The sequence below is a fragment of the Actinomadura sp. WAC 06369 genome, assembly GCF_003947565.1.
Taxonomy (GTDB): Bacteria; Actinomycetota; Actinomycetes; order Streptosporangiales; family Streptosporangiaceae; genus Spirillospora; species Spirillospora rifamycini.
This window is the reverse complement of record NZ_QHJN01000001.1, coordinates 118739-143209: the sequence shown is the minus strand read 5'-3', so window position 1 is coordinate 143209 and position 24471 is coordinate 118739. Positions and strand designations below refer to the sequence as shown.

The 24471-nt window shown below is 74.8% G+C and carries 21 protein-coding genes; 11 read left to right on the top strand and 10 right to left on the bottom strand.

Annotation, left to right across the window (positions count from 1 at the left end; genetic code table 11):
- Positions 1-40 precede the first annotated feature (40 nt).
- The gene (pdxR, locus tag DMH08_RS00620) at positions 41-1471 is read right to left on the bottom strand and encodes a MocR-like pyridoxine biosynthesis transcription factor PdxR (protein ID WP_125610862.1); all 1431 of its coding nucleotides are present in this window, start codon (positions 1469-1471) and stop codon (positions 41-43) included.
- 203 nt (positions 1472-1674) lie between these two features.
- Between pdxR and DMH08_RS00615 the strand changes: the two genes are divergently transcribed.
- Together DMH08_RS00615 and DMH08_RS00610 are read left to right on the top strand one after the other, a co-directional pair.
- A complete protein-coding gene (locus tag DMH08_RS00615) occupies positions 1675-3132 on the top strand; it encodes an MFS transporter (RefSeq protein WP_125610860.1) in 1458 nt (485 codons plus the stop codon).
- 486 nt (positions 3133-3618) lie between these two features.
- Positions 3619-4749 (top strand): sensor histidine kinase, encoded by a 1131-nt coding sequence (locus DMH08_RS00610; protein ID WP_125610858.1) that lies wholly within the window; start codon positions 3619-3621, stop codon positions 4747-4749.
- On the opposite strand, the gene DMH08_RS42715 is transcribed toward DMH08_RS00610, so the two are convergent.
- Both DMH08_RS42715 and DMH08_RS00600 read right to left on the bottom strand, forming a co-directional pair.
- Positions 4724-6193, bottom strand: a complete 1470-nt coding sequence (locus DMH08_RS42715) for a TfuA-like protein (RefSeq protein WP_442778619.1) — start codon at positions 6191-6193, stop codon at positions 4724-4726. The genes DMH08_RS00610 and DMH08_RS42715 overlap by 26 nt on opposite strands.
- Positions 6194-6363: 170 nt before the next feature.
- Positions 6364-7626 carry a YcaO-like family protein gene (locus DMH08_RS00600; protein WP_158642224.1) on the bottom strand — a complete coding sequence of 421 codons (1263 nt, stop codon included), beginning with the start codon at positions 7624-7626 and terminating at the stop codon, positions 6364-6366.
- A 285-nt stretch (positions 7627-7911) separates the two neighbouring features.
- Here DMH08_RS00600 and DMH08_RS00595 point away from each other — a divergent pair, with 285 nt between their 5' ends.
- Positions 7912-9423 carry a hypothetical protein gene (locus DMH08_RS00595; RefSeq protein ID WP_125610854.1) on the top strand — a complete coding sequence of 504 codons (1512 nt, stop codon included), beginning with the start codon at positions 7912-7914 and terminating at the stop codon, positions 9421-9423.
- 13 nt (positions 9424-9436) lie between these two features.
- On the opposite strand, the gene DMH08_RS00590 is transcribed toward DMH08_RS00595, so the two are convergent.
- Positions 9437-10651, bottom strand: a complete 1215-nt coding sequence (locus DMH08_RS00590; protein WP_125610852.1) for an MFS transporter — start codon at positions 10649-10651, stop codon at positions 9437-9439.
- Positions 10652-10707: 56 nt separating this feature from the next.
- Here DMH08_RS00590 and DMH08_RS00585 point away from each other — a divergent pair, with 56 nt between their 5' ends.
- Positions 10708-11283: a CGNR zinc finger domain-containing protein gene (locus DMH08_RS00585; protein WP_325052898.1), complete on the top strand. Its 576-nt coding sequence runs from the start codon at positions 10708-10710 to the stop codon at positions 11281-11283.
- 59 nt (positions 11284-11342) lie between these two features.
- The gene (locus tag DMH08_RS00580; RefSeq protein WP_026403454.1) at positions 11343-11540 is read left to right on the top strand and encodes a hypothetical protein; all 198 of its coding nucleotides are present in this window, start codon (positions 11343-11345) and stop codon (positions 11538-11540) included.
- Positions 11541-11581: 41 nt separating this feature from the next.
- Here DMH08_RS00580 and DMH08_RS00575 read toward each other — a convergent pair whose 3' ends face one another.
- From DMH08_RS00575 to DMH08_RS00565, 3 genes are all read right to left on the bottom strand, one after another.
- The gene (locus DMH08_RS00575; RefSeq protein ID WP_233617322.1) at positions 11582-12052 is read right to left on the bottom strand and encodes a YybH family protein; all 471 of its coding nucleotides are present in this window, start codon (positions 12050-12052) and stop codon (positions 11582-11584) included.
- A gap of 203 nt (positions 12053-12255) precedes the next feature.
- The gene (locus DMH08_RS00570; protein ID WP_281173468.1) at positions 12256-12705 is read right to left on the bottom strand and encodes a peroxiredoxin; all 450 of its coding nucleotides are present in this window, start codon (positions 12703-12705) and stop codon (positions 12256-12258) included.
- Positions 12706-12722: 17 nt separating this feature from the next.
- Positions 12723-13154, bottom strand: coding sequence for an organic hydroperoxide resistance protein (locus DMH08_RS00565; protein WP_125610848.1), 432 nt, complete (start codon positions 13152-13154; stop codon positions 12723-12725).
- A gap of 90 nt (positions 13155-13244) precedes the next feature.
- Between DMH08_RS00565 and DMH08_RS00560 the strand changes: the two genes are divergently transcribed.
- The gene (locus DMH08_RS00560) at positions 13245-13850 is read left to right on the top strand and encodes a TetR/AcrR family transcriptional regulator (protein WP_199747537.1); all 606 of its coding nucleotides are present in this window, start codon (positions 13245-13247) and stop codon (positions 13848-13850) included.
- A gap of 41 nt (positions 13851-13891) precedes the next feature.
- Here DMH08_RS00560 and DMH08_RS00555 read toward each other — a convergent pair whose 3' ends face one another.
- On the bottom strand, positions 13892-14410 hold the full coding sequence (locus tag DMH08_RS00555; RefSeq protein ID WP_158642223.1) for a CBS domain-containing protein: 519 nt from the start codon (positions 14408-14410) through the stop codon (positions 13892-13894).
- A gap of 195 nt (positions 14411-14605) precedes the next feature.
- On the opposite strand from DMH08_RS00555, the gene DMH08_RS00550 reads away from it, so the two are divergent.
- Complete coding sequence (locus DMH08_RS00550; RefSeq protein ID WP_125610845.1) at positions 14606-15628, top strand: Acg family FMN-binding oxidoreductase; 1023 nt, start codon at positions 14606-14608, stop codon at positions 15626-15628.
- A gap of 64 nt (positions 15629-15692) precedes the next feature.
- On the opposite strand, the gene DMH08_RS00545 is transcribed toward DMH08_RS00550, so the two are convergent.
- Positions 15693-16388 carry a response regulator gene (locus DMH08_RS00545; protein WP_125610843.1) on the bottom strand — a complete coding sequence of 232 codons (696 nt, stop codon included), beginning with the start codon at positions 16386-16388 and terminating at the stop codon, positions 15693-15695.
- Positions 16389-16527: 139 nt separating this feature from the next.
- Here DMH08_RS00545 and DMH08_RS00540 point away from each other — a divergent pair, with 139 nt between their 5' ends.
- The 3 genes from DMH08_RS00540 to DMH08_RS00530 all read left to right on the top strand — a co-directional run bounded on the left by DMH08_RS00540 (position 16528) and on the right by DMH08_RS00530 (position 19823).
- Complete coding sequence (locus DMH08_RS00540; protein WP_233617321.1) at positions 16528-18246, top strand: GAF domain-containing sensor histidine kinase; 1719 nt, start codon at positions 16528-16530, stop codon at positions 18244-18246.
- Positions 18247-18387: 141 nt separating this feature from the next.
- A complete protein-coding gene (locus DMH08_RS00535) occupies positions 18388-18804 on the top strand; it encodes an OsmC family protein (protein ID WP_125610839.1) in 417 nt (138 codons plus the stop codon).
- A 167-nt stretch (positions 18805-18971) separates the two neighbouring features.
- A complete protein-coding gene (locus DMH08_RS00530) occupies positions 18972-19823 on the top strand; it encodes a universal stress protein (protein WP_125610838.1) in 852 nt (283 codons plus the stop codon).
- Positions 19824-19872: 49 nt separating this feature from the next.
- On the opposite strand, the gene DMH08_RS00525 is transcribed toward DMH08_RS00530, so the two are convergent.
- Positions 19873-23115: a BTAD domain-containing putative transcriptional regulator gene (locus tag DMH08_RS00525; RefSeq protein ID WP_125610836.1), complete on the bottom strand. Its 3243-nt coding sequence runs from the start codon at positions 23113-23115 to the stop codon at positions 19873-19875.
- Positions 23116-23344: 229 nt separating this feature from the next.
- Here DMH08_RS00525 and DMH08_RS00520 point away from each other — a divergent pair, with 229 nt between their 5' ends.
- The gene (locus tag DMH08_RS00520) at positions 23345-24466 is read left to right on the top strand and encodes a FecCD family ABC transporter permease (protein ID WP_084549942.1); all 1122 of its coding nucleotides are present in this window, start codon (positions 23345-23347) and stop codon (positions 24464-24466) included.
- Positions 24467-24471 lie beyond the last annotated feature (5 nt).

Here is a 24471-nt window from a genome sequence, read left to right as displayed (position 1 = left end):
GCAGATCGGCGACGCCGCGATCGGCGTCCGGTGGCGCCGGTCAATGCTCCCCGGGGGCGGGCGGGAGGATCCGGCACAGCGCTTCGACGGCCTGCGCGTAGCCGTGGTTCGGAGGGGCGGCGTAGCCGACGACCAACCCGTCCTGGACGGGCATGGTGGCGTCGGGGTGGCGGAAGTCGGCGAGCCCGTCCAGGGCGATGGACCGCTCGGCGGCGGCCTCGACCGTGGAGCGTTCCGTCCCCGGCGGCAGGCGCAGGACGGCGTGCAGCCCGGCGGCGATGCCGGTGGGCGTGATGTGCGGGGCGCGGGCGGTGAGGGCGGCGACGAGCCGGTCGCGCCGCGCGCGGTAGCGCTGGCGCATGCGGCGGACGTGCCGGTCGTAGTGTCCGGAGGCGATGAAGTCGGCGAGGGTGAGCTGGTCGGTGACGCCGGCCCACGCCTCCCGCCGGCCCTTGGCGTCCAGGACGGCCGGGACGAGGTGCTCGGGCAGCACCATCCAGCCGAGCCGCAGCGCCGGAGACAGGCTCTTGCTGACCGAGCCGATGTAGACGACCCGGTCGGGGTCGAGGCCCTGGACGGCGCCGACCGGTTCGCGGTCGTAGCGGAACTCGCCGTCGTAGTCGTCCTCCAGGATCACCCCTCCGCGGGTCCGTGCCCAGTCCAGCGCGGTCACGCGCCGCTCGGGATGCAGCGGTCCCCCGGTCGGGAACTGGTGCGCCGGGGTGAGCAGCGCCGCCCGCACCCCCGTGAGCCCCGCCAGCTCGGCGGTGCGGGCGCCGTCGGCGTCGAGGGCGAGCGGGACGGTCCGGACGGACGCGGCGGCCAGGATCGCCCGGTGGAAGGCGAGGCCGTACGACTCCACGGCCAGCGGGCCGTGCAGGACCCGGCCGCCGAAGATCAGCCTCAGCGCGTGGGCGAAGCCGGAGCACACGACGATCCGGTCGGGCGAGGTCCGGACGCCGCGCGCACGGGCCAGGTACTCGGTGAGGGCGCGGCGCAGCTCCGGGCGCCCTCGCGGGTCGCCCGGGCCGAACGCTTCGTTCGGTGCGGCGGCGAACGCGCGGCGGGCGGCGGCCAGCCAGGCGGACCGCGGGAACGAGGAGGCGTCCGGCTGCCCCTGCTGGAGGTCGTGCGCCGGCGGCGCGGGTCGCGGCGCCGCCGCCTTCGGCACCTGGGGCGGGGGGACGGGCTCGGTGCGGGGCGCGACCCGGGTGCCCGAGCCCTGCCGGGCGATCAGCCATCCCTCGGCGACCAGCTCGGCGTAGGCGTCGGCGACGGTGTTGCGGGCCAGCCCTAGATCGGCGGCCAGCGACCGGTACGAGGGGAGCCGGGTGCCCGGGGCCAGGCGCCCGTCCCGCACGGCCTCGCGGAGCGCGCCGGTGAGGACGGCGCGGCGGCTGCCCGGGCGGGCGAGGTCCAGATGCAGGTCGCTGCCGAGCCGCTCCGCCGAATTGACCCACGATTCCGTCATGAAAGTGCACCCTATCCGAGGTCTATCGGCTCCCTAGCGTGGTGGTCATGACCGCGGTCGGCGCGCCGAAGGAATCCGGATCCGGCCGTCGCTCCGCCGGCGGTGCCGGTCCGGACGTCCGGACCGCGCCCACCCGCCCCTGACGCGGACGGCGGGCGTCCTCGCGCCCGCCGTCCTCCCACCGCACGGAAGGTGACCCTCGAATGGCAGACGACCGGAACGGACCGGCGCACTTCCGCCGGCCGGCCGCGGCGCTGGCGCTGCTGGCGTTCGCCCAGCTGATCGTTTCCCTGGACTACAACATCGTGTACGTGGCGCTGCCGGAGATCGGCTCCGAGCTGGGCTTCTCGGCGCAGACCCTGCAATGGGTGGTCAGCGCCTACGCGGTGGCGTTCGGCGGGTTCCTGCTGCTGGGCGGCCGCGCGGTGGACCTGTTCGGCCCGCGCCGCGTCTTCATGGCCGGGCTGGCGCTGTACGCGGTGTCGTCGCTGGCGGGCGGGCTGGCCGGCTCCCCGGGGCCGCTGGTCGCGGCCCGGGCGGTGCAGGGCCTCGGCGGGGCGCTGCTGTTCCCCGCCACGCTGACGCTGGTGTCCACCGGGTTCGCCGAAGGGCGCGAACGCAACCGGGCGTTCGCGGTGTGGGGCACCGCCGGCGGCAGCGGCATGATCCTGGGCTCCCTGCTCGGCGGCGTGCTCACCCAGGCGTTCGGCTGGGTGGCGGTGTTCTACGTCAACGTGCCGCTGGCCGCGGCCGCGGCGCTGCTGGCCCTGCCGCTGATCCCGCGCGGCACCGCCCGGCGGGCGGGCCGCCGGTTCGACGCGGCCGGCGCGCTGACCGCGACGGCGGGGACGACGCTGGTCGTGTTCGCCCTGGTGCAGGGACCCGAGTCCGGTTGGGGCGCGCCGTCGGTGGCGGGCGCGGCGGGGCTCGGCGCGGCGCTGCTGGCGGCGTTCGCCGCGATCGAGGCCCGCAGCGCCGATCCGCTGCTGCCGCTGCGGCTGCTGCGCGGCCGCGACTTGACCACCGGCGCGGTGGTCGCGTTCCTGTACATGGCCACCTTCGGCACCCTGCTGTACTTCCTGACCGTCTACTTCCAGGTCGTCCACGGGTACGACGCGCTGCGCACCGGCCTGGCCTTCCTGGTCCCGATGGCCGCGATCGTCGCCGGGTCCCAGCTCGCCGGACGGCTGGCGACGGCCCGCGGCCCGCGCACCGCGATGCTCGCGAGCCTGGCCGTCGGCGGCGCCGGCACGCTCGTCCTCGGCGCCTGCCTCGGCACCGGCGGCTCGTACCTGAGCCTGCTGCCCGGCCTGATCGTCCTGGGGGTCGGGCAGGGCGCGGGCTACACCCTGATGTTCGGCGCGGCCACCGCCGCCACCCCCGCCCACCAGCAGGGCATCGCCTCCGCGGTGGCCTCCACCGCCCAGCAGGTCGGCGGGGCGGTCGGCCTGGCCGTCCTGGTCGCCATCGCCAACGCGCCCACCGCGGGCGTGACCGGGCCCGCCCTGCGCGCGGCCACGACCGACGGGCTGCGCACCGCGGTGTTCGCCGCGGCCGCCGGGATCGCTCTCACCACCCTGGCCGCGCTGGGGTTCACCCCCGCCCGCCGGGGCGCCGCCGCTCGAGCGGCCGGCGACGCGGTCGAGCGCGTCGCCGCCTGACGCCGTCCACCGCCGGAGCCGCGCTCGCCGGGCCGCACCACGGCCCGGACGGGCGCGGCCCGGTGCCGGTCGGCGCCGCCGCCGTTCCGACGCTCGGTCGCAGGTGAAGACGACGATTCCATCCGTCCACGCGGGGTCGATATCGCGTTTTACCGGGAGGGTCGCTGTTCCCGCGGACGCTATCGCCGGAGCGGAGATCTGGAAATATTGTCAATAGCTGATCGTGACCGGCTTATCTTCATGTACAACATGCACATTTGTTCATGAGGGCCGGTCAACGCCTCAGCGTATCGCCAGGAACGGTCATCGCTCGTGGCGCGGCGGCACCGGATATCGAGCACACGATGTCATTGGGCCGACAGTGCGCAGAGTGCCGGAAGTGGCCAATCCGTCCGCTTCCCGCCGTCCCGAAAGCGATCATACTGGGGCTGGACTCACTTGATCATGTAAGCGATAGCTGATGGTGCCATGCATATCGGGAACAGGGTGAAACCTGGGCCGTCGGACTATGCGCTGAGCCGCACGGTCTTCAGGTTCACGATCACGCTGCGGTGCGGCGGTGTGCTCGCGGTGATCGTGGCCGCGGCGATCGACGAAGGCGGCGGGGTCTCCCGCCGATGGCAGATCCTGGTGCTGGGCGGGCTGGCGGTCTGGGCCTCGTACTTCGCCGTGCGGGCCGTCCGCCGCGGGCTGGGTCCGGGCCTGGTGGTGTCGGACACGGCCGTCGTGTCGCTGGTCCTGCTGGTCCAGGAGCGGCTCGTCACCGTCGACGCGGTCGTCGGCGAGACCACCTGGGCGATCATGCTGGCCGGTTCTGCGATCTACGTGGCGCAGCTCGCCCTGTCCCAGCTCGCCGGGCTGGCCATGGCGGCGGTGCTGATCTCCGCGTACATGGCCGGCGTTCCCGTGGCGACGAGCCAGGTGCGGGCCCTCTTCGTGCAGGCCGTGGTGGTCAACGCCCTCATGTGGCTGCTCCGGCGCGGAGGCGCCCGGGCGGCCGCCATGGTCGCCGAGCGGGACCGCGAGCACCGCCGGGCGATGGTGGAGGCGGCGCGCCGGGCCGACGAACGCCACCACCGGTCGCAGATGCACGACTCGGTGCTCGCCACGCTGGGCATGGTCGCCACGGGCGCCGTCCGGGGAGGGTCGCCCGTGCTCGCGCGGAACGCGCGGGAGGCGCTGGAGGTCCTCGAGGAGTTCTCGGTGTCCCCTCTCGGCGACGACGGCCGGGCCGTCGACCTGGTCGTATGCCTGAAGACGCTCGCCGCGGAGCTGGCCCCGATGGTCACCGCGGTGGTGCACACCGGCGAGGGGCGGCTCCCGGTGCCCGGGCCGGCCGCCCACGCGATCATCGGCGCGGCGCGCGAGGCGCTGCGCAACGTCGCCTCCCACTCCGGCGTCTCCCGTGCGGAGGTCCGGGCGGAGCTGCGCGCGGGCGAGGTGGCGGTCTCGGTCATCGACCGGGGGCGGGGCTTCGAGCCCGCGCGCGTCCCCGCCGGGCGGTACGGCCTCAGATACTCGATCGGGGAGCGTATGGCCCTGGTCGGCGGGACGGTCGAGGTGGACTCGGGACCGGGCCGGGGGACGGCGGTCACGCTGCGGTGGTCCGGTGTCTGACGTCCCGGCGGGCGGCGAGGCGGCCCTGTTCGCGGTCTGGTTCAGCAGGGCGTTCGACGTGGCCACGGTCATCACGGTCGGGCTGTGGCAGGTGGGCTCGGCGGGTGCGGCGCTCCTGGTCTACCTGGACCAGTACCGCTCGCCGGCGGGAGCGGTGGCCATCTGGGGCGTGCAGCTCCTGGTCATCGCCGTCGGTGCCGTGCTGCTGCTGCGCCGGGTGAGCGGGGGGCGCGCCGTCGGGGCGCTGGTCGCTGTCGACCTGCTCACGGGCCTGGCGATGGCGGTCAACTGCCCCGGCCCACTGATGTTGAAGATCAATTGGACCTGGGCCACGGTCGGCCTGATCGGTGTGCTCCTGCTGCTCTACCGGCCGATGAGCCGGTTCGTCCTGTTCCAGGTGGTGAACGGGGGGATCGTCCTCGCGGCGCTGCTGGCCACCGGGAATCTGGACCGCCACACGGGCGCCGGGTTCGTCACCCTGCTGTACGCGTCGGCCAGCATCCAGTTCGCGATGCTCGCCGGGGCGCGGGTCTTCCGGCACAGCGGCGGTATGGCCGCCACGGCGGCGGCCGCGCGCTGGGAGATGGCGAGCCGGGAGGCGATGATCAACGAGATCTCCCGCCTGCGGCAGAGCCGCTACCAGGAGGTGCGCGGGCTGGCGGCTCCCGTCCTGCGGGGCCTGGCCGCGGGCCTGGTGGACCCGGCAGAGCCGGCCGTGCGGCGGCGGTGCGCCACGGCCGAGGCCATGCTCCGGCAGCTCCTCGCGGAGCAGGAGGACCTCCCGGATCCGCTGCTCAAGGTTCTGCGTCCGGGCATCGACGAGGCCATGCGGCGCGGTGTCGTCGTCGAGATGGCGAAGGTCGGCGGGCTGGAGACGATGGACGAGTCGGCGGCGTCGGCCGTGGCGGAGGTCCCGCTGGCCGTCCTGGCGCGGGCGCGGAGCCGTGCCCGCGTCACGGTGGTCGCGGGCGGCGGCGGCGAGGTCAGCGTGTCGGTGCTGGCCGACGCCGACATCGATCTTTCCGGCCGGCGCGTGCGCGATGGAGTCGGCGTGACGAGCGATCACGACGAGGGACTGCTGTGGGTGGAGGTGGATCCGGTCGTAGGTCCGGTCCGGGAAGTAGAGGGACTTGGCCGTCGCCAGGACGGTCGCGGCCGTCATCGACGAGACCACCGCGCGGGCCCGCGCCGCGGCCACGGCGATCCTGATGTTGACCATGGGCTCGCACAGCGGCCGCAGCGACTCCGGATCGAACGTGATGGACACCTCGTCGTCGTCCTCGACGGCGCCCGACCGGTACAGCTCGAACACCTGCCCGACCCCCACCATGCCCTCCTCGCACAGTTCGGCGGCGCGCAGCGCCCCCATGCTCGAGGAGCCGAAGACCCGCACCGGGGCCGTGTGCCGGTCGACGGCCCGCAGCACCTCCTTGGGGGAGATCATCAGCCCGTGGAGGAACCGGCCGTCCACGATGCCGATCCGGGACGGGGGATCCGGTTCGGCGAGGAGCGCGTCGATGTCGCCGCGCTCGACCGGCGGGCGCAGCTCCACGTCCGCCAGGCCGGCCACCGTCGCGGCGTCGATGCTCGGGCCCGCGAAGACGACGGCGCGCGTCATGCCGTCCTCGCTTCCGGCCGGCGCGCGGCGGCCGGGCCGCGCAGCGCGGCCTCCCAGTGCGCGGTCGCGCGGGCGCCGAGCCTGCTCTGGTCGATCGCCCAGGATTCGAGGCCCGGAACGACCACCCGGACCACGTGCACCGGGAAGCCCGGCGGCGTGCGGTCCACCACGATCGCCCGGTCGAGGCCGTCCCGCCGCAGCCGCTCCAGCATCAGGTCGATGTCGGCGATGACGTCGTCGTTGCGGTGATCGGGCACGTCGCGGAAACGGACGGGCACGCCGGACGGCCGCCACGGCCAGACCGACGTGTCGACCTCGCCCCCGCGCGACACGTGCTCGGCCCACCGGCCGTTCGCCTCCCGCGGGAGGGTGATGTCCTCGCGCATGCCCTGGATGTCGACCGCCCTGCTCTGCGCCAGCTCGGTCAGCGACCGGATGAGGGCCACCTCGGCGTTCGGATGCGTCCCGTATCCGGAATGCGCCGAGGAGAAGGTCTCGGACACGGTCTCACGGACGAACGCGGCGAAGGTCGGGATCCCGAGCGGCGAGGTGATGTCCCGGACGACCAGCGGCAGTCCCGCCTGCTCGAACCGTTCGGCGAACCAGCGTGCCGCCTCCGGCAGGGACCTCGGCTCGACGTCGCGGTGCCGGTCCTCGAGGGCGGCGGCGGCACCCGCCGGCGCCCGGTCGCCCAGCTTGTCCCGCACCATGTGCGCGAGCCGGTTGGCGACCAGGTCGGCCAGGGTCAGGGCGTCCCGCTCGATCAGCTCGCACAGGCCGTGGCAGATCGCCTCCTCCAGGGAGTTCCCCGAAGCCAGCCCGTTGGTCGTGTTGATCGAGAAGCACTGGGCCTCATGGAAGTCGACGTAGTACCCGGCGAGGCACAGCGGCACGTACACCGATGCGTCACCGAGCAGATCGAAGCCCTCCGCCCAGGAGATCGGCCTGTCCGGACGGTAGGCGTGGCCGGGCGCGAGATTGTGCTCCTCCGGGTTCAGCGCCCGGCGCCCCGACGCCTTCAGCTCCGCGTACGAGGCGACGAGGTCGGGCGTCCGGGGCTGCCACGCGGCGAACCGCTCCACCGCCTCCATGATCGCTGAGGCGCGCGCGTCGTCCGGAGTCCGCCCCTTCCCGTTGTACACCGACAGCAGGTCGTGGGACCGGGGCACGATGGCGTTGAAGACGGGGATGCCGACCCGGTCCAGCCGGGTGATGTCGGCGACCCGGGTCACGCCCACCGTCCGGAGCAGCGGCGTCACCGTCCCAAGCGTCCGTGCCGCGGTGACTTCCCTGGTGGGCCCGCACTTGGGCACGCGATCTCGTAGTCTCATACGGCCGGTTCCAGACCGTCGCCCGCTCGGCGGGACGGCCGGCAGCGCTCGCTCATGTCTCACAGCCCTTCGTCGGAGTCCGGGGTCCGTCCCGGAGCGGCCCCGACCCCCCGTATCGGCCGGGCCCGCCCCTGTCGCGGCGGACGTCTCCGATTATTCGGCCGTCGTGACCGGGTGTCATGACCCCCGTTCGGGGGTCAAACGCCGCGCGGCATGGCCACCGGCGTGATGGCGATGCATCATGGAACGGTGCTGTTCCGCAGGCGGCGTGACCCGGAGCGCGGCCGCGCCGTGCTGGCCGCCGCGCTCTACGGCGGCAGCGGGCGTGCCCGTGAGCGGATCGACCGGTGGTGGGCGGCCGGCGGAGCGGACCGCCACGAGGTCTGGCGCGGCGCCTGGTTCCTGCTGAGCGGCGCGCGCTTCAGGTTCGGCAACCACGAGCTGCCCGAGCGGGTCGTTCCGGTGCTGGAGTTCCTGCTCGAGCCCGACCCGACGTCCCCGTACCGGCCGCGGGTCCGGTTGACGGCGTGCCTTCCGCAGACCGCCGCCGAGCCGCCGCTCGGGGTGTACAACGGCGATCCGTATGTCCAGCGGCTGGTCGATGCCGCACTGGGGTTCCCCGACCTCGCCTTGCGGCGGCGGCTGGCGGATCTGCTGTCCGTCACCGACCAGCCCGGCCTGCTGGACGCCCTGGAGACCGCCGTCCGGCCGCGCGCGCGGCTCGGCCCGACCTACCTCGGCGCGGCACCGCCCGGCCATGAGACCCGGGTCGACCTGTGGCGCGGCGGCGAGCCGAACGCGCTGCTGCGGATCGTGGACGCCAACCCCCACCTGCCCCGGCCGCCCGCCCGGCCCGACGACGTCGACCTGGCGCTTCTCGCCCTGCTGAAGGACCGGTCCGATCTGCTGGCGGCGTTCGAGCAGGGCGCCCTGGCCGGGCGGCTGCTGGAGTACCTCGGCACCTGGCTGCCCGAGCAGGTCCACGACCGGTGCCGCAGGGCGCTGCGCGCCCTGTCGGCTCCCGAGGGCGTCGCGGTGGTGTGCGATCGGGCCGTCCTCGGGGACGCCGAAGCGATCGCCGCGGTGCGCGACGCCGGACACCGGCCGGCCGACCCCGCCTGGGCGCCCCTCCTCCTGCTGCTCACCCGGCAGTTCGCCGCCTATCGCGAGGCCGACCCGGACGGGCGGGTCCTGCAGTCGATGTGCAAGGGCGACGGGCCGGGGGCCCGGGAGGACGCCGTCATCGACCGGATCCTGGGCCTCCTGGGCACGGACCTGCCGGACGACGTGGCCGCGGCCGTCCGGCGGTCCCTGCGCGACCTCCGCCCCTCGGACGCCCTCTCGGCCGACGACTTCAGGCGCGGGCGGCTGCGGAGGGCCCTGCTGGCCCGCGCGACCAAGCTCGAGCCGGAGGCGGTCGCCGCCGTCGTCGACGCGGGCTACCTGCCCGAGGACGACGAGGACGTGCTCCCGATGCTCTTCCTCACCGAGCAGTTCGACCGGTACGACCGCGAAGACCCGGACGGCTCACGGCTGCGCACCGTCCTCGCCGGCAAGCGCTACTGGTACGAGCACGAGCATTTCCTGACCGTCGCGGAGCGGGCGGGACGCCCGGATCCCTGGCCGCCGGCCGAGCCGTCGCCGCCGAACGACCGGGGGACGATCCGGCACGTCACCACGTGGCCGAGCAGTTACGGTGTCGACGGTTTCGGCGGCCACTTCTAGCACCGCGCACCGTTCAGTGCCCGACACGCTCGACCGGGGAGTTCTCCTTCCAGGAGTCTCGCTTCCTCCAGGGGATGGCGAGGGCCGCCGGTGCCGCCAGGAGCGCCACGCCGGAGGCGACGATCAGGGCAGCGGTCAGTGACCGGCTCGCGACGGGTCCGGCGACGGCCGCTCCGACGGCGAACGCGGTGATCTTCAAGCTGGCGCCGGTGGTGAAGATCTGGCCGCGGAGCTCCTCCGGCGCCTCCCGGTGGCGGACCGCGAACAGCGCGACCAGTTGGGGGCCCTCACCGAGTCCCGCGACGACGACGGCGATGATCAGGAGGACCGGTCGTTCCAGAGCGGCCAGCGCCAAGGCGGCGGCCTGGACCAGGGCGCCGACCCAGACGACCGTGTCGGGGGCGACGGCGCGCGGGAACCGCGCCAGCAGGGCGTTGGCCGCCAGGGCCGAGACCGCCGCGCAGGACAGCAGCAGCACGCCGCGGCCGGCTCCGCCCAGGACGCGCTCGCCCAGCAGCGGGACGCAGGCGGTCAGCATGCCCTGCGCCGCGCAGCAGACCACCGAGGCGAGGGTGGCCCGCGCCAGCGGCGGCCTGCCGGCGATGACCCGCACCCCGGCCGCCAGCGCGCCGGCCAGCGAGGCCGCCCGAGCCTCCCGCGCCCGGACGGGACGGTCGGGCAGCCTCCACGCGGCGGGCAGCGCCAGGGCGATGAGCACGGCGGACACCACCACGGCCATCGGTGCCCCCAACGCCTCCGCGGCGACGCCGGCGAGGGCCGGGCCCGCCAGGCTCGCCGCGCCGAACGTCATGGCATCGAGGGCGTTCGCCCGGGGCAGGCGGCCGGGGGACGCCACCCGGGGAAGCTGGGCCGTCCACCCGCCCGACAGGGCCGGACCCAGCAGCCCCGTCACCACGGCGACCACGAGGGCGACGGCGAACGGGACACGGCCCAGCGCCAGCAGAACCAGCGCCAGGCCCGCCGCGTACAGCGCGAGGGCTCCGCCCAGCAGGCGGCCCGGTCGTCCGGCTCGGTCCAGAAGCGCCCCGAGCACCGGGCCCCCGACCGCGGCGGAAACCGTGAGGGCCGCGAGCAGCGCCGACGCGTCCGAGGCCGACCCGGCCAAGGTGAATCCCGCGAGCATCAGCGCCGGACCGGACATCTCGTCCCCGATCCGGGCCGCCACCGCCCCCGAGAGATAGGAACCCAAGGAGTAGCGCCTCTTCACCGGCGGAACGATACGGAGGTAACTCAAAACTCCGCAATATGCGTTACATTCGAGGCGTGCGCCCCGACATCGACGACTGGTCGACCCGGCATTCCGTGCCGGCCATGGCCAGGCGGACCGCCGCCCTGATCAACGTCCTCGCCGACGACCGCCCCGACCCGGAGAGCGTCGCGGACGTCCTCCGCGCCCACGGTGAAGCGGACCCCGTCGCCCTCACGGCCGACGACGTCGCCGGGATGCGCTCGGCCGCCGCCCTGCTCCGGGACGTGTTCACCGCCGAGGACGCCGACGCCGCCGCCACCGCGCTCAACCGCGTCCTGCGGGCGCACACCGGGCCGCTCCGCCTGACCTCGCACGGCGGCGCCTCGCCCTGGCACCCGCACCTCGACCACGACGACGACGCTCCCTGGGGTCAGTGGCTCCTCGCGTCGTCGTGCATGGCTCTGACCGTCCTGCTCTGGGACCGCCAGCGTCCGCCCGGCCGGGTCTGCGCGTCCCCGAGCTGCCGGAACGTCTTCATCGACCAGGGCAGCGGCCCCGAACGCCGTTACTGCTCCCGCCGGTGCGCCACCCGTGAACGCGTCGCGGCCCACCGCCGAGCCCGCTCCGCCGAGCAGCACGGCCGCCGTTGAAACACCGCGTCCGCCGGACCGCTGCCGACCTGCGGCGGGGCGTCCCCTACTCTGGCGATATGTCCCATATCTGCCCGTTCGGGCATGAGTTGCGGCCCGGGGAGGTCCTGGTCGGCTGGTCGCCGTGCGCCTGCCCGCCCGCGTGGGCCGTCCACAAGGGCCACCAGACCCTCCAGTGCCGGGCCTGCGAACGCGAGGGGCAGACGGTCGTGCGGTACATGCCCGAGCACATCGGCCCCGGACACCCCGGACGCTGACGCGAGACGCCTGAAGGACCTTTACGGGCGGTGGGGCGTCGTCAGGGTTCGAGGTCCGTCACGCCTCGGCCGGTCGAGATGTCGAACGGGACGGAGACTTGGTCGTGGGCGATCAGCCAGGCGCCGTCGGTCTTCCGGAAGCCGAACGTGGCACGAACCCACATGCCGGTCGTCGCCGTCCCGTCCCGCAGGGTGCCGCTCAGCCGTCCGAAACCGTGCCCGAACGCGACGTCGTCGCCCACGGTGAGGGCCAGGTCGCGAACTTCGTACGACACGTCCTGGAAGACCGTGAACACGTTCGTCCAGTTCTTCAACTTCGCCTCTATCCCCACGTGCTGGAGCGGCGGCTCGACGTCGAAGGAGACGACGTCCGTCGCGTAGAGGCACCGCAGGGCGTCGAGGTCCTTGGCTCCGAGGGCTTCGATGATCCTGTCGACGTGCCGCCGGAGGTCGGCTTCGTCCTGCTCGCGCTGCGTGGGCATCGTCGCCCGTCCCTTCTGCCGGTGAGGCATCTCCGCTTCTCACCTCATATGACAGTTCGGCGACCCAGGATGTGACGCCCTCAGGAAGCGGAAGTCCAGATTCGCCGCGGTGGTGAGGTACGCGCTCCTTGTGGACCTATCCAGTCAATGCGGAGAAGAACGTCAGCACCTGGTCAGCTGCCTGCTGAACTGACGCCGGCGGCCTGATCCGGCCAAAGAGCGTTGTCCGGGCGCTACTTCGGCAGTGCGGCCAGCGCCTTGTCCGCGTGGACGTTCATATTGATCTCGCTGTGGACCGCGGCGAGCACGCGCCGGTCGCCGTCGATGACGAAGGTGGCCCGCTTGGCCGGCAAGCCGGGGATGCGCCGCGCGAGCTTGTAGGCGCGGGCGACGGCCCCGTCGGCGTCGGAGAGCAGGGGGTAGCCGAGGCTGTGCCGGTCGTCGAACCGCTTCTGCTTCTGGACGTCGTCGCCGCTGATGCCCAGGATCGCCGCTCCGCGCTCGGCGAACTCGGCGACGATGTCGCGGAAGTGGCATGCCTCGCGGGTGCACCCCGGGCTGAGGGCGGCAGGGTAGAAGAACAGCACCACCGGCCCCGTGCCCAGCCGCTCGCTCAGCCGGACGCGTTCGCCGTGCTGGTCCGGCAGTTCGAAGTCGGGTGCGGAATCGCCCGTCTGCAACATGGGATGTCCTCCTGTGCTCAGTCGTCGGTCTGGACGAGAACGAGTTCGGCGGCGACGTTGCCCTGCGTCGCGCGGCTGTAGGGGCATCCCCGGTGCGCGGCCTCCAGCAGGTTCCGCGCCCGGTCGCCGGGGACGTCCGGCAGTTCGGCCTCGATCCGGACGGTGAGGTCGATGCCCTCGGCGAGGCCGCCGACCATGCCGACGGTGACCGACACCGCCGACTCGGCGACGTCGATCTTCTCCTGCCGGGCGGCGGCCTTCAGGGCGCTGTGGAAGCAGGCCGCGTACCCGGCGGCGAACAGCTGCTCGGGATTGGTGCCCCGGCCGTCGTCGCCGCCGAGGGCCTTCGGGACGGACAGGTCCAGCGCGACGCGCCGGTCGGTCGACTCGACGCGGCCCTCGCGCCCGCCCCAGGCGGTCGCCGTGGCGGTGTACAACGTGGATGGCATAGTCGTTCTCCTCCGATGCCGACCGCGCCGGGCCGGTATCCCGTATATTTAACGTACCGCCACGGTACATCAATTCTCGAGGATGGTGAAGTGAGCTCAGCAGGACGTCCGCGCGGACGCCGGCGCGACCCGTCGATCGACGCGCGGGTGCTCCGGGCGGCGGTGGACGAACTCGCCGAACGGGGGATCGCGGGGTTCTCCACCAACAGCGTGGCCGCGCGCGCGGGGGTCGACAAGCGGGGCATCTACGCCCGCTGGCCCGACCGCGACCGGCTCGTCGTAGACGCGCTGGGCACCCTCGCGGCCGGGCTGGCGGTGCCCGGGACGGGCGCGCTGCGCGCGGACCTGCTCGCGATCGTCCCGGCGGTGGCCGCGGTGTTCACCAGCCCGCGCCTGGAGATCCTGCAGCGGTGCGTCCAGGAGGCGCAGAACCATCCCGCCATCTACGCGGGGTTCCGCCGCGACTTCATCGACCACTGCATGGCGGTCGTCGAGGACGTCTTCCGCTCGGCCCGGCGGCGCGGTGAGATCCCCGGCGCGGTCGATCCCGCACTGGCCTGCGAGGCGTTCCTGGGCGTCATCCTGACCCGGGTCAGCTTCTCCGGCGAGGCGTCGATCCTCGACCCCGACCGGCAGCGTGCCATCGTCGACTTCTTCGTCACCACGCTCGCGCCCGGTGGAACCGCGCCGGCCTGAGGTCTCGCACCGTCCACCCGGACGGCCGCCGTGCCGTGTGGTCAGTCCGGGGGGAGGCCGCCGTCCGGGTGCCGGGGCGTCTGCCGGGGGAGGACGGGTTCCATCCGGTACAGCGACGGTATCCCTCCGCTCGGCGGCGCCGCCTCCCGCCGGACGCCCGCGATGGCGGCCATCAGGTCCCGTGCGGTGAGCAGGCCGACGAGCCCGCCCGCCTCGTCGGTGACGGCGACGTAGTCGGCCCCGGCGTCGAGCATGGCCCGCGCCGCCTCCGGGACCGGGGTGCCGGGACGGACTGCGCGGGGCGGGCGGTCCGGCAGCAGTCCGGTGACCGGACGCCGCGCGTGCAGGGGCCCGGACGCGCTCCACCTGGCCGCGACGGTCTGGGCGTCCAGCACGCCGAGGAACGCGCCCTCGTCGTCGGCGACGGGCAGGTGGTGCACGCCCGCCTTGGACATCAGCTCCCACGCCATGAGCGCGGACTCCGACGCGGCGATGACGAGCAGGTCCCGGGTCATGAGTTCGCCGGCGGTCCGGGACTCGGCCGGTGCGTCGGTGTTCACGGTCTCCACCTCTCCTTCGCGTCGGTCCGCCGCGGCGCTTCCAGCGTCCATCTCGGGAGCCCGCGGCGGGGAGGGCCGAACGTCCCGGGCTGGCCGGCGTTCGGCCCTGGACGTCCCGCCCGGTCCGGACCTTCGGCCCTGCCGCCGGCGCGGACCGGTTGATGGGCTGGTGGAGAGACCTTCGAAGGAGTGGGCATGCGAACCAGGATCACCACCCCGGTGCCGCCGGAGCAGCTCGCCGAGGACGCCCGCCGCGCGATCGGCGACGCGGTCTGGGCTCCGTCGGTCCACAACACCCAGCCGTGGCGCTTCGGCGTCCGCGGGGCGCGGATCAGCGTGCGCGCGGACGCCGACCGGCGGCTGGGCGTCGCCGACCCGGCCGGCCGGGAGATGCTGATCAGCTGCGGAGCGGCGCTGTACAACCTGCGGCTCGCGCTGCGGGTGCTCGGATACGCCCCGGACGTCCGGCTGCTCCCGGACCCGGACCGGCCCCACCTGCTGGCCGACGTGCACATGAACCCGGGGCAGCCGCCGGACGGCGACCTGGAGGACCTGCACGGCCGCATCAGGCGGCGCCGCACGCACCGCGGCGGGTTCGGGCCGGGCGGCGTCCCCGACACCGTGATCAGCAGGATCGCGACGGAGACCCAGACGGAGGGCGCGCGCCTGATACAGGCGGTGGACGCCCATGTCGAGGGCGCCCTGGCCGCGCTGACCGACGCCGCCGAGCACGTCCAGCGGCGCACGCCGTCCTACGCCTCGGAGATCGCCCGCTGGGCTCCGGCGCCGGGCACCCGGCGCAGGGACGGCGTCCAGGAGGGCGGCTATCCGCGGGAGGCGCGCACCGAACCCCGGTTCGCCGCACGGGACTTCGCGCGCGGGCAGGATCGGGGCGTGCCGGGTCCGGCGGAGGGAGGCGGCCGGGAGGCGGGCCTCGTCATGCTGCTGGCCACCCAGACCGACGACCCGGCGGCCTGGATCCGGGCCGGCCAGGCGCTTCAGCGGCTCCTCCTGCGCGCCGACCAGCACGGTCTGGCGGTGGCGTTCCACACGCAGGCGCTGGAGGTGCCCGAGCTGCGGGACTTCATCCGCACCCGTTTCTGCGCCGGACGCCACCCGCAGTCGCTGCTGCGGATCGGCGCGGTGAGCGGCGACGCCCCGCGGTTCGAGGCCGTCCGGAGGCCGGTGGAGGAGGTCACCACCGAGGAGTGGTGGTGAGTTCACGCCCCTCCTGGCGGCGTGAAAGAAAGGGAGATCGCGGGCGCGCGGGCGCGCGGACCGGTTATTCCGGCGTCCGCGTGCCGCTTCCGGATTCGAGGTGCGCGGCGAACGCCGCGGCCTGGGTGCGACGGCTCATGCCAAGTTTCGTGAAAATCGAGGAAATGTAGTTCTTTACGGTTTTCTCGGCCAAGGACATGCGTTCGCCGATCTGCCGGTTGGTGAGCCCCTCGCCGATGAGGTGCAGGATGCGGCGCTCCTGCTCGGACAGACCGTGCAGCGGATCCTTCTGCTCCCTGCGGCTGCGGATGCGCTCCAGCATCCGCGCGGTGCTGCGGGGGTCCAGGAGGGACTGGCCGGAGGCGACCGTCCGGACGGCGCCGACCAGGTCGGAGCCGTGGATCTGCTTGAGCACGTACCCCGCGGCCCCCGCCATCACCGCCTCGAACAGCGCCTCCTCGTCATCGAAGGAGGTCAGCATCAGGCAGGCCAGGCCGGGCATCCGGGAGCGGAGTTCGCGGCAGACGGCCACGCCGTCCCCGTCGGGAAGGCGGACGTCCAGCACCGCGACGTCCGGCCGGACGGCGGGGACGCGGACCAGGGCCTGCTCCATCGTGCCCGCCTCGCCGACGACCTCGAGGTCGGCCTCGGCCGACAGCAGCGCCGACACGCCCCGGCGCACGACCTCGTGGTCGTCGAGCAGGAAGACGCGGATCGCCGTGCCCGCCGCCGCGTCACGGCCTTCGGTCGTCGGATTCATGGCATCGCTCCCTCGAGCATGTGCTCATGAAACGAACGCTACCCTTCGTTTGCTTTCCCGAGCGGTTTCAGGAGTCCCCGGCTTTCGGGACCAAGGTCCCGAAAGTGGCATTCGCGGCGCGGGCGACGATAATGGCAGTGTGCCTCTGGAGCCACCGCCGGACGACGAGGGAGCCCGGGGAATCCTCCCTCATCTGCGGCTCGACGACCTGCTCGGCGAGCTGCAGGCCCGGCTGGACGACGTCCGCGCGTCCCGGGACCGCGTGCACGGGCTGCTCGACGCCGTCGTGTCGATCGGCAGCGACCTCGACCTCGACTCGGTCCTGCGCAGGATCGCCGAGGCCGCCGCCGGTCTCGCGCAGGCCCGGTACGGGGCGCTGGGGGTGATCGACGAGGACGGGGAACGGCTCGTCCGGTTCATCACGGTCGGCGTCACCGAGGAGGAGATCGCGCGGATCGGCCACTGGCCGCACGGGCACGGCATCCTCGGCCTGCTGATCAAGGATCCGCGCGCGCTGCGGCTCGCCGACCTGTCCCGGCACCCCGACTCCTACGGCTTCCCCGACCACCATCCGCCGATGCGCTCCTTCCTGGGGGTCCCCATCCGGATCCGCGGCGAGGTGTTCGGCAACCTCTACCTGACGGAGCGGACCGACGGCGGTGCGTTCGAGGAAGAGGACGAGGCCGTGGTCACCGCCCTCGCGACGGCCGCCGGGATCGCGATCGAGAACGCCCGCCTCTACCAGGAGACGCGGCGCCGGGAGCGGTGGCTGAAGGCGTCCGCCGAGATCTCCACGGCGCTGCTGTCGGGGCCCGATCCGGTGGAGGCGACGGCGGTCGTCGCGCGGCGCGCCCGCGAGGTCGTCGGCGCGGACCTCGCGGCCGTGGCCCTGGTCGACGAGGACCGGGAGCGGTTCGAGACGGTGGCCGCGGACGGGCGCGGGGCGGACCAGGTCCGCGGCGGCGCCGTGCCGGTCGAGGGATCCACGGGCGGCGAGGTGTTCACGACGGGCGCGTCGCTCCGCGTGGCCGACGGCGACGGGGCGCTGCGCGGGAGCGAGGTGTCACGGGCGCTCGGCGTCGGTCCGCTCCTGATGGTGCCGCTGGGGGCGGGGGAGCAGGCGCGGGGCGTGGTCTGGGCGATGAACGCGCCCGGCGGGCACGCCTTCCCCGAGGGCGCGCAGCGGCTGCTGGAGGCGTACGCCGGCCAGGCGGCGGTGGCGCTCGAACTGGCGGACCGGCGCAGGGACGCCGAGCGGCTGGCGCTGCTGGAGGACCGCGACCGCATCGCCAAGGACCTCCACGACACCGTGATCCAGCAGCTGTTCGCCACCGCGATGGGCCTGATGGCCACCCTGGAGATCGTCCAGAAGCCCGAGGTGGACGCGCGGGTGCGGCGGGCGGTGGACGACCTGGACGCCACGATGCGGCAGATCCGCTCGACGATCTACGCGCTGCAGACGCCGTCCGGCGACGGGACGTTCCGCGGCCGCCTGCACGCGGTGATCGACGCCGCCGCCGAGAGCCTGGGCTTCCCCCCGTCCGTCCGGCTGGACGGCGCGCTGGACACGCTCGTGGACGACGAGACGGCCGACCACGCGGTCGCCGTGCTCCGGGAGGCGCTGTCCAACGCGGCCCGGCACGCCCGCGCCGGTGCGGTGCAGGTCACCGTGCACGCGGGCGAGAAGCTGACGCTGCGCGTCGAGGACGACGGCGTCGGGATGACCGGGACGGAGCGCCGCAGCGGCCTCGACAACCTGCGGGGACGCGCCGAGCGGTGCGGCGGCGCGTTCGCCGTCCGGCCCCGGGCCGGCGGCGGCACCGAACTCGAATGGACGGCGCCCCTGGACGGGGACTGACCGGCGCCGTGTCCCGCGGCGGGCGCCGGTCCGGCCGACGATCCCGCCGTGAAGGGACCTTCATCCCTACCCGGGCGCGCGCCGCCGGGCGAGGCTTGAGGTCCGGAACGATCCGCGGCGACGCCACGGGAGGCGAGCGCAATGAGCACCATGACGGTCCTGCACCGGGAGAAGACCGCTTTCGCCGTCATCGTCCGCGATCACGTCGTGAACCTCGACCGGCCGTACACGTCGGGCGGTCTCGACTGCGGGCCGACGCCGGTGGAGCTGTTCGTCGCCGCGCTGGCGGCCGGTGCGGCCCACCAGGGCCGGGAGTACCTCGTCCGGCGCGGGCTCCCCGCGGACGGGCTGGAGGTCGTGGCCGACTTCGCCTTGGGGCCGGGACGCCCGCCCCGCGTCGATCGCGTCGACCTCGACGTGCGGCCGCCGCTGCCGCTGTCGCCGGAGGAGCACGAGGGGTTCCTCGCCGCCATGGAGGCGTGCCCGGTGCGCGCCTCGATCGGCGGTCTCCCGCGGATCGGCCTCCGTGTCGTGTCGGCCGTCCCGGCGGCCGTGTGAGCCGTGTGAGGAGACGCCGGGCCGCGCAGGGACGAAGGTCCGTGGTCGGAGCCGAATGACGGGACGTTCGCCTCTGGGGACGGAGCGGCCCGGCTTGATGGGGTGGAATCCGGCGCCGAAGGCGCGTCGTGGCGCGGCTCCGGGACGCCGCACGCGAAGGAGGAGGCATGCCGGAACGCATCGTGGTGGGGACGGACGGGTCCGAATGCGCCGACCTGGCGGTGGACTGGGCGGCGGACGAGGCGGCCCGGCGCGGAAGGCCGCTGCACATCGTGCACGCCGCGGCGGTCTGGCCGTACGCGTTCGGCGCCCCCGCGTACGCGCCCGTGCAGGTCGACGACCATGCCGCCGCGTCCGGCCGGAAGGCGGTGACGGACGCCGAGCGGAGGGCCTCGGACGGACGGCCGGGCCTGGAGGTCACGACGGCGGTCGTCGCCGACGCCGTCCCGGTCGTCCTGCGCCGGGAGGCGGAGGGGGCGTACGAGCTGGTGCTGGGCAGCCGCGGACTCGGCGGGTTCCGGGGCCTGCTGCTGGGGTCCAACGGGCTGCGGCTGGCCGGGCACCTGCCGGTACCGGTCGTGATCGTGCGCGGACGCGGCGACGGCGAGGAGATCGTCGTGGGCGTGGACCTGCTGCGGGGCATGGAGGCGACCCTGGAGTACGCCTTCGACGCCGCACTCCTGCACAAGGCGAGGCTGCGGGTCGTCCACGCCTGGCGGCTGCCTCCGTCGATGCAGCCCGCCGTCACCGCCGCCGACCACGCCCGGACGCGGGAGGAGCTCGGCGAGTCCCTGGCCGGGGTCGTCGCTCCGTGGCGCGCCCGCCATCCCGAGATCGAGGTGATCGAGGAGCTGCCCTGCGCGCAGCCCGTGGCGGCGCTGGCAGACGCGGCGCGGAACGCGCGGCTGCTGGTGGTGGGCGCGCACCGGCACCGGCGTCCGCTCCCGGCGCTGGGCGCGGTCGGGCACGGCGCCGTGCACCACGCCCCCTGCCCGATCGCCGTGATCCCCTCGCCGTGACGCCCGGCCGACGGCGTCGACGCCGGCGGCGCGGCTCAGGCGGCGCGACTCAGGCGGGGATTCGCGAGCGGGCGTCGGCGGCCCAGTGGGGGGCGTTCCACCGGTCGGCGATGGCGGCGGCCTCGGCGAAATGGGCGGCGGCCCGCCGGTCGCGGCCGAGGAAAAGGGCCAGTTCACCGAGGGTGTGGGCGACCGGGCGCAGCGCCAGCGACAGGCTCGCGGCACCCGCCGGGGGGCCGCCGCGGTGCGGAAGCAGCCTCGCGTAGGTCTCCTCGGCCGCGGCGCGGTCGTCCAGCACCATGGCGGCCATGGCTCGGAGAGTCGTGAGGAAGGTGAAGAAGTAGTCGGGGCGGATCGGGGCGGAGGTCCGGACCCGGCGGGCCTCGCCGCTCAGGCCGTTGCCGTGCAGGGCGAGGACCAGCAGGTCGGACGCCATCGGGCCCGCCGCCTCGTGGAGGGCGCGCACCTCGTCGAGACGCGTGACGAGGGTGCCGTCGCTCATCCACGTCGCGGCCAGCGCGAAGCCGAGGAAGCCGGAGGCGTGCAGGGAGCCGGCGCGCCGCATGCCGTCGGCGGCCCGCCGGTAGCGCCGTTCGGCGTCGGCGGACCGGCCCTCGATGAGGGCCAGGGTCGCCAGTGTCACCTCGGCGACGCCCGCCGCCTCGGGCAGCCGGTAGGCGCGCGCGAGGCCGCCGGCCTCGGCGGCCGTCCGGCGCATGGTGGCCGGGTCGTTGGCCTCGGCGGCGGCGCAGGCATGGTTGAGCAGGCCGGCGACGCGGTAGGCGGGCACGCCGTGCTCCACGCCGATCGCCACCAGGTCGCGGCAGAGTCCGGCGCGTCCGTCCGGCCCGCCGATGCCTCGGGCCAGGACCCCGAGCGCCGCCGCCCGCAGGTGCGGCCCGGCGGCGAGGCCGAGCGCCTCGCGGGCCGCCGCCAGGACGGTGGGGTCGTCCTCGCCCGCCAGTTCGTCGGCGTAGGCGACGAGGAGCCGGCCGCGCGTCTCCGGGGCCAGGTCGGTGCGCTCGAGCAGGCGGCTCAGCCGGTCGACGACGGGGCGGTCCACGGTGCCGTACGGGCGGGACTGCCACGGCGTCGGCTCGGTCCAGGCGGTGAACGCGGCGATCATCAGGTCGTCGCGGCCCAGGGACTCCGCGTACTCCACGGCTTCGCGGCGTGTCTCGCGGGCGGCTCCGACGGCCCCCGCCCGGATCTGCGAGCGCAGCAGCCTGCCGTGCAGGTCGACGCGCTCCCGCGGGTCGGACGCGTTCGCGAGCGCGGCGGTGAGGAGATCGGCCGCGACGTCGTGGGCGTAGCGCGCCTCGGCCAGGTCGGCGGCCTCGACGCAGTACCGGACGGCCTTGGGAGAACCGGCCCGCGCGTAGTGGTGCGCGAGCGCCGCGACGTCGCCGGTGCCTTCCAGCGCGGCGGCGATGCGGGCGTGCATGCGGGCCGCCCGCAGGCGGCTGACGTCGGCGACGAGGGTGTCGCGGACGAGGGCGTGGACGAACCGCACCCGTCCGGGGCCGGGCTCGCTCAGCAGTCCGGCGATCACACCCGCGTCCAGCGCGTCCAGCACGCCGTCCTCGTCGGTGTCGGCGGCGTTCACCAGCACCTCCACCGAGCTCTCCCGGCCCGCGACCGCGGCCAGCCGCAGCACGGCCACGCCTCCCTCGGGCAGCCGCGCGAAGCGCCGCCGCAGGACGTCCCGCACGCCTTCGGGGACCTCGGAGAGGGCGACCAGCGCGCCTTCGCCGTTCAGCAGCCGGGCGCTTTCCCGCACGTAGAACGGGTTCCCGCCGGTCCGCTCCGCGATCCCCGCGACGGTCTCCTCGTCGGTCTCGCATTCGGACCGCACGAGCTCCGCCACGGCCTCGCCGTCCAGCCCCCGCAGCGGCAGGCGCAGGGGCGCGGCGCGCGCGAGGGAGGCCAGCGTGTCGGTGAGGTGCGCGCTCTCGTCCGCGCGGTACGCGGCGACGACCAGGATCGGGGCCCGCAGGCCGAGGCCGCCGCCGAGCAGTTCGAGCGTGGCGGCGTCCGCCCGGTGCAGGTCGTCCAGCACGACGGCGACCGGGCGTTCCGAGGCGACCGCCGCCAGCCATCGCCACACGGCCCGGCGCAGGCGGAACCGCCCCGCGGCGGCGTCGGCGGCCACCGGCCCGGTGTCGGTGAGCAGCGGCGCGAGGTCGGCGGCGAACGCGCCCGGGGGCGCGGCCGCGGCGACGGCCCGCAGCGCCTCGGTCCAGGCCCACGCGGGCGGCGCCCCGTCGACCTCGGGGCAGTGGCCGGCGGCGACCAGCCACCCGTCGCGTTCCAGGCGTCCGCCGAGGTGCTCCAGGAGCGTGGACTTGCCGAGCCCGGCCTCACCGGTGACGAGGGCGACGCGGGCGCCGTCCCCGGCGGCCTCGGTGGCGGCCGTGACCAGCGCCGACAGTTCCGCCTCCCGTCCGACGAACGGCGCCTCGCCGACCGGCGCCGGCGGCGGTGCGGGCGGCGGTGGCGAGGGGGGTGGCGGCGGTGGCGGCGGCACGGTCTCGCGCATGACGTCCGTGCGCCGGGTGAGGATCGCCTCCTCCAGCGCCGTCAGGTCCGGGCCGGGGTCGAGCCCGAGCTCCTCGGCGAAGACGCCGCGGGCGCGGCGGAGCGCCGCCAGCGCGTCGGCCTGGCGGCCGCTGCTCCACAGGGCCAGGGCGTGCAGGCGCCAGCCCTCCTCGCGCAGCGGCTCCTCGCGGGTGAGCCGCTCGGCCTGCGGCACCACCGCGGCGGGGTCGCCGGTGCGCAGTCCCGCGGCGACGTGCAGCTCGGCGGCGACCAGGCGCAGCTCGTTGAGCCGAGCCGTCTCCGCGGCGGCCCACGGCTCGTCGGCGACCTCGGCGAACGCCGGCCCCCGCCACAGCGCCAGCGCCTCGGCGAGCCGGGCCCGGGCGGCGCGCGGGTCGGGGTCGGCCCGGGCCCGGTCGAGCAGGTCCTCGAACCGCCACGCGTCCACCGACTCCGGCGGCAGCCGCAGCGCATAGCCGGGCGGGGCGCTCACCAGCAGCCGGGCCGGCGTGCGCGGCGGGCGCGCGGGCTCCAGCAGCCGGCGCAGGTTGGACACGTATGCCTGGAGGGACGTCAGCGCCCGCGCGGGCGGCTCCCCGCGCCACAGGTCCTCGATCATCCGGTCGACCGGCACGACCCGGCCGCGCGCCGCCGCCAGCAGCGCCAGCACGCCCCGCTGCCGCGGCCCGCCGAGGTGGACGCTCTCACCGTGCACCTCGGCCGCGAACGAGCCCAGCACCCGGATGAAGACCATGATCCGCACATCGTACGTGGACGGTACCGGCGCGGGAGTTCCGTGCCGGGGCGCCCGCCACGTGCTCGCCGAGGTCGGACGCCAGATGGACCGGGTGGCCGCCACGTCCTCCACGGGGCCTGCGCGGCCCGCCCCGGCGCCGAAGGTTTCTCGCACGGCGATCTTGCTTGCCGGGGCTTCCTGCATCACATTAGTTATTGCACATCGACCGCAAGAACTGAGGGGATGCATGAGGGCGTCATCGGTGGCCCCGTCGGCCGGGGTACCCGCGTCGGGCCTCGACGACGGCCTCGACGACGACCTCGGGGCGTCGTCCCGCCGGCGCCGGTACCTGCTGCTCCTGCTCGGGCTGCTGGCGGTCTTCTGCGGCACGGTCGTCGCGGCGGTGGGGATGGGCTCGGTGTCCGTGCCGCCGCCGACCGTCCTCGAGATCGTCGGCCACCATCTGATCGGCAGCCCGGCCGAGGCCACCTGGCGGTCGTCGCAGGACGCGATCGTGTGGCGGGTCCGGCTGCCGCGCGTGCTGCTCGGCGCGGCGGTCGGCGCCGGGCTCGCCGTCACCGGGACGGCCCTGCAGGCGATGGTGCGGAACATGCTGGCCGACCCGTACCTGCTGGGGGTCAACTCGGGCGGCTCGACGGGCGCCGCCGCCGCGATCCTGTTCGGGTTCGGCGCGGGGTGGGGGGAGCACGCGCTGCAGGCCGCGGCATTCCTGGGTGCGCTGGCCGCCTCGCTGCTGGTCTTCGTGATCGCGCGGGCGGCCGGGCGGATCACCTCGACGCGGCTGCTGATGACCGGCGTGGCCGTCGGCTACGCGCTCTACGCCCTGACGAGCTTCTTGATCTTCGCGTCCGACTCGGCGGAGGGCTCCCGGTCGGTGCTGTTCTGGCTGCTGGGCACCTTGGCGCTGGCGCACTGGTCGGCGCCGCTGGCCGTGGTCCTGGTCGCCGTCGCCCTGGTGACCGCGCTGCTCACGCTGTGGGGACGGCGTCTGGACGCCCTGGCGCTCGGGGACGAGACCGCGCACACCCTGGGCATCTCGCCGACGCGGTTCCGCCTGGTGCTGCTGGTCCTGGTGTCCTTGGCGGTGGGGGTGCTGGTGGCCGCCGCGGGCAGCATCGGCTTCGTCGGGCTGGTGATCCCGCACCTGGCCCGGCGGGCGGTGGGGGCCACGCACCGGCGGGCCGTGCCCGTCGCCGCGCTGATCGGTGCGACGTTCCTGCTGTGGGCCGACCTGGCCGCCCGCATGATCCTCAGCCCGCAGGAGCTGCCGATCGGCATCATCACCGCGCTCGTCGGCGCGCCGTTCCTGCTCATCCTGGTCCGCCGGCTGCACGCAGGAAGCGAGTGAGGCAC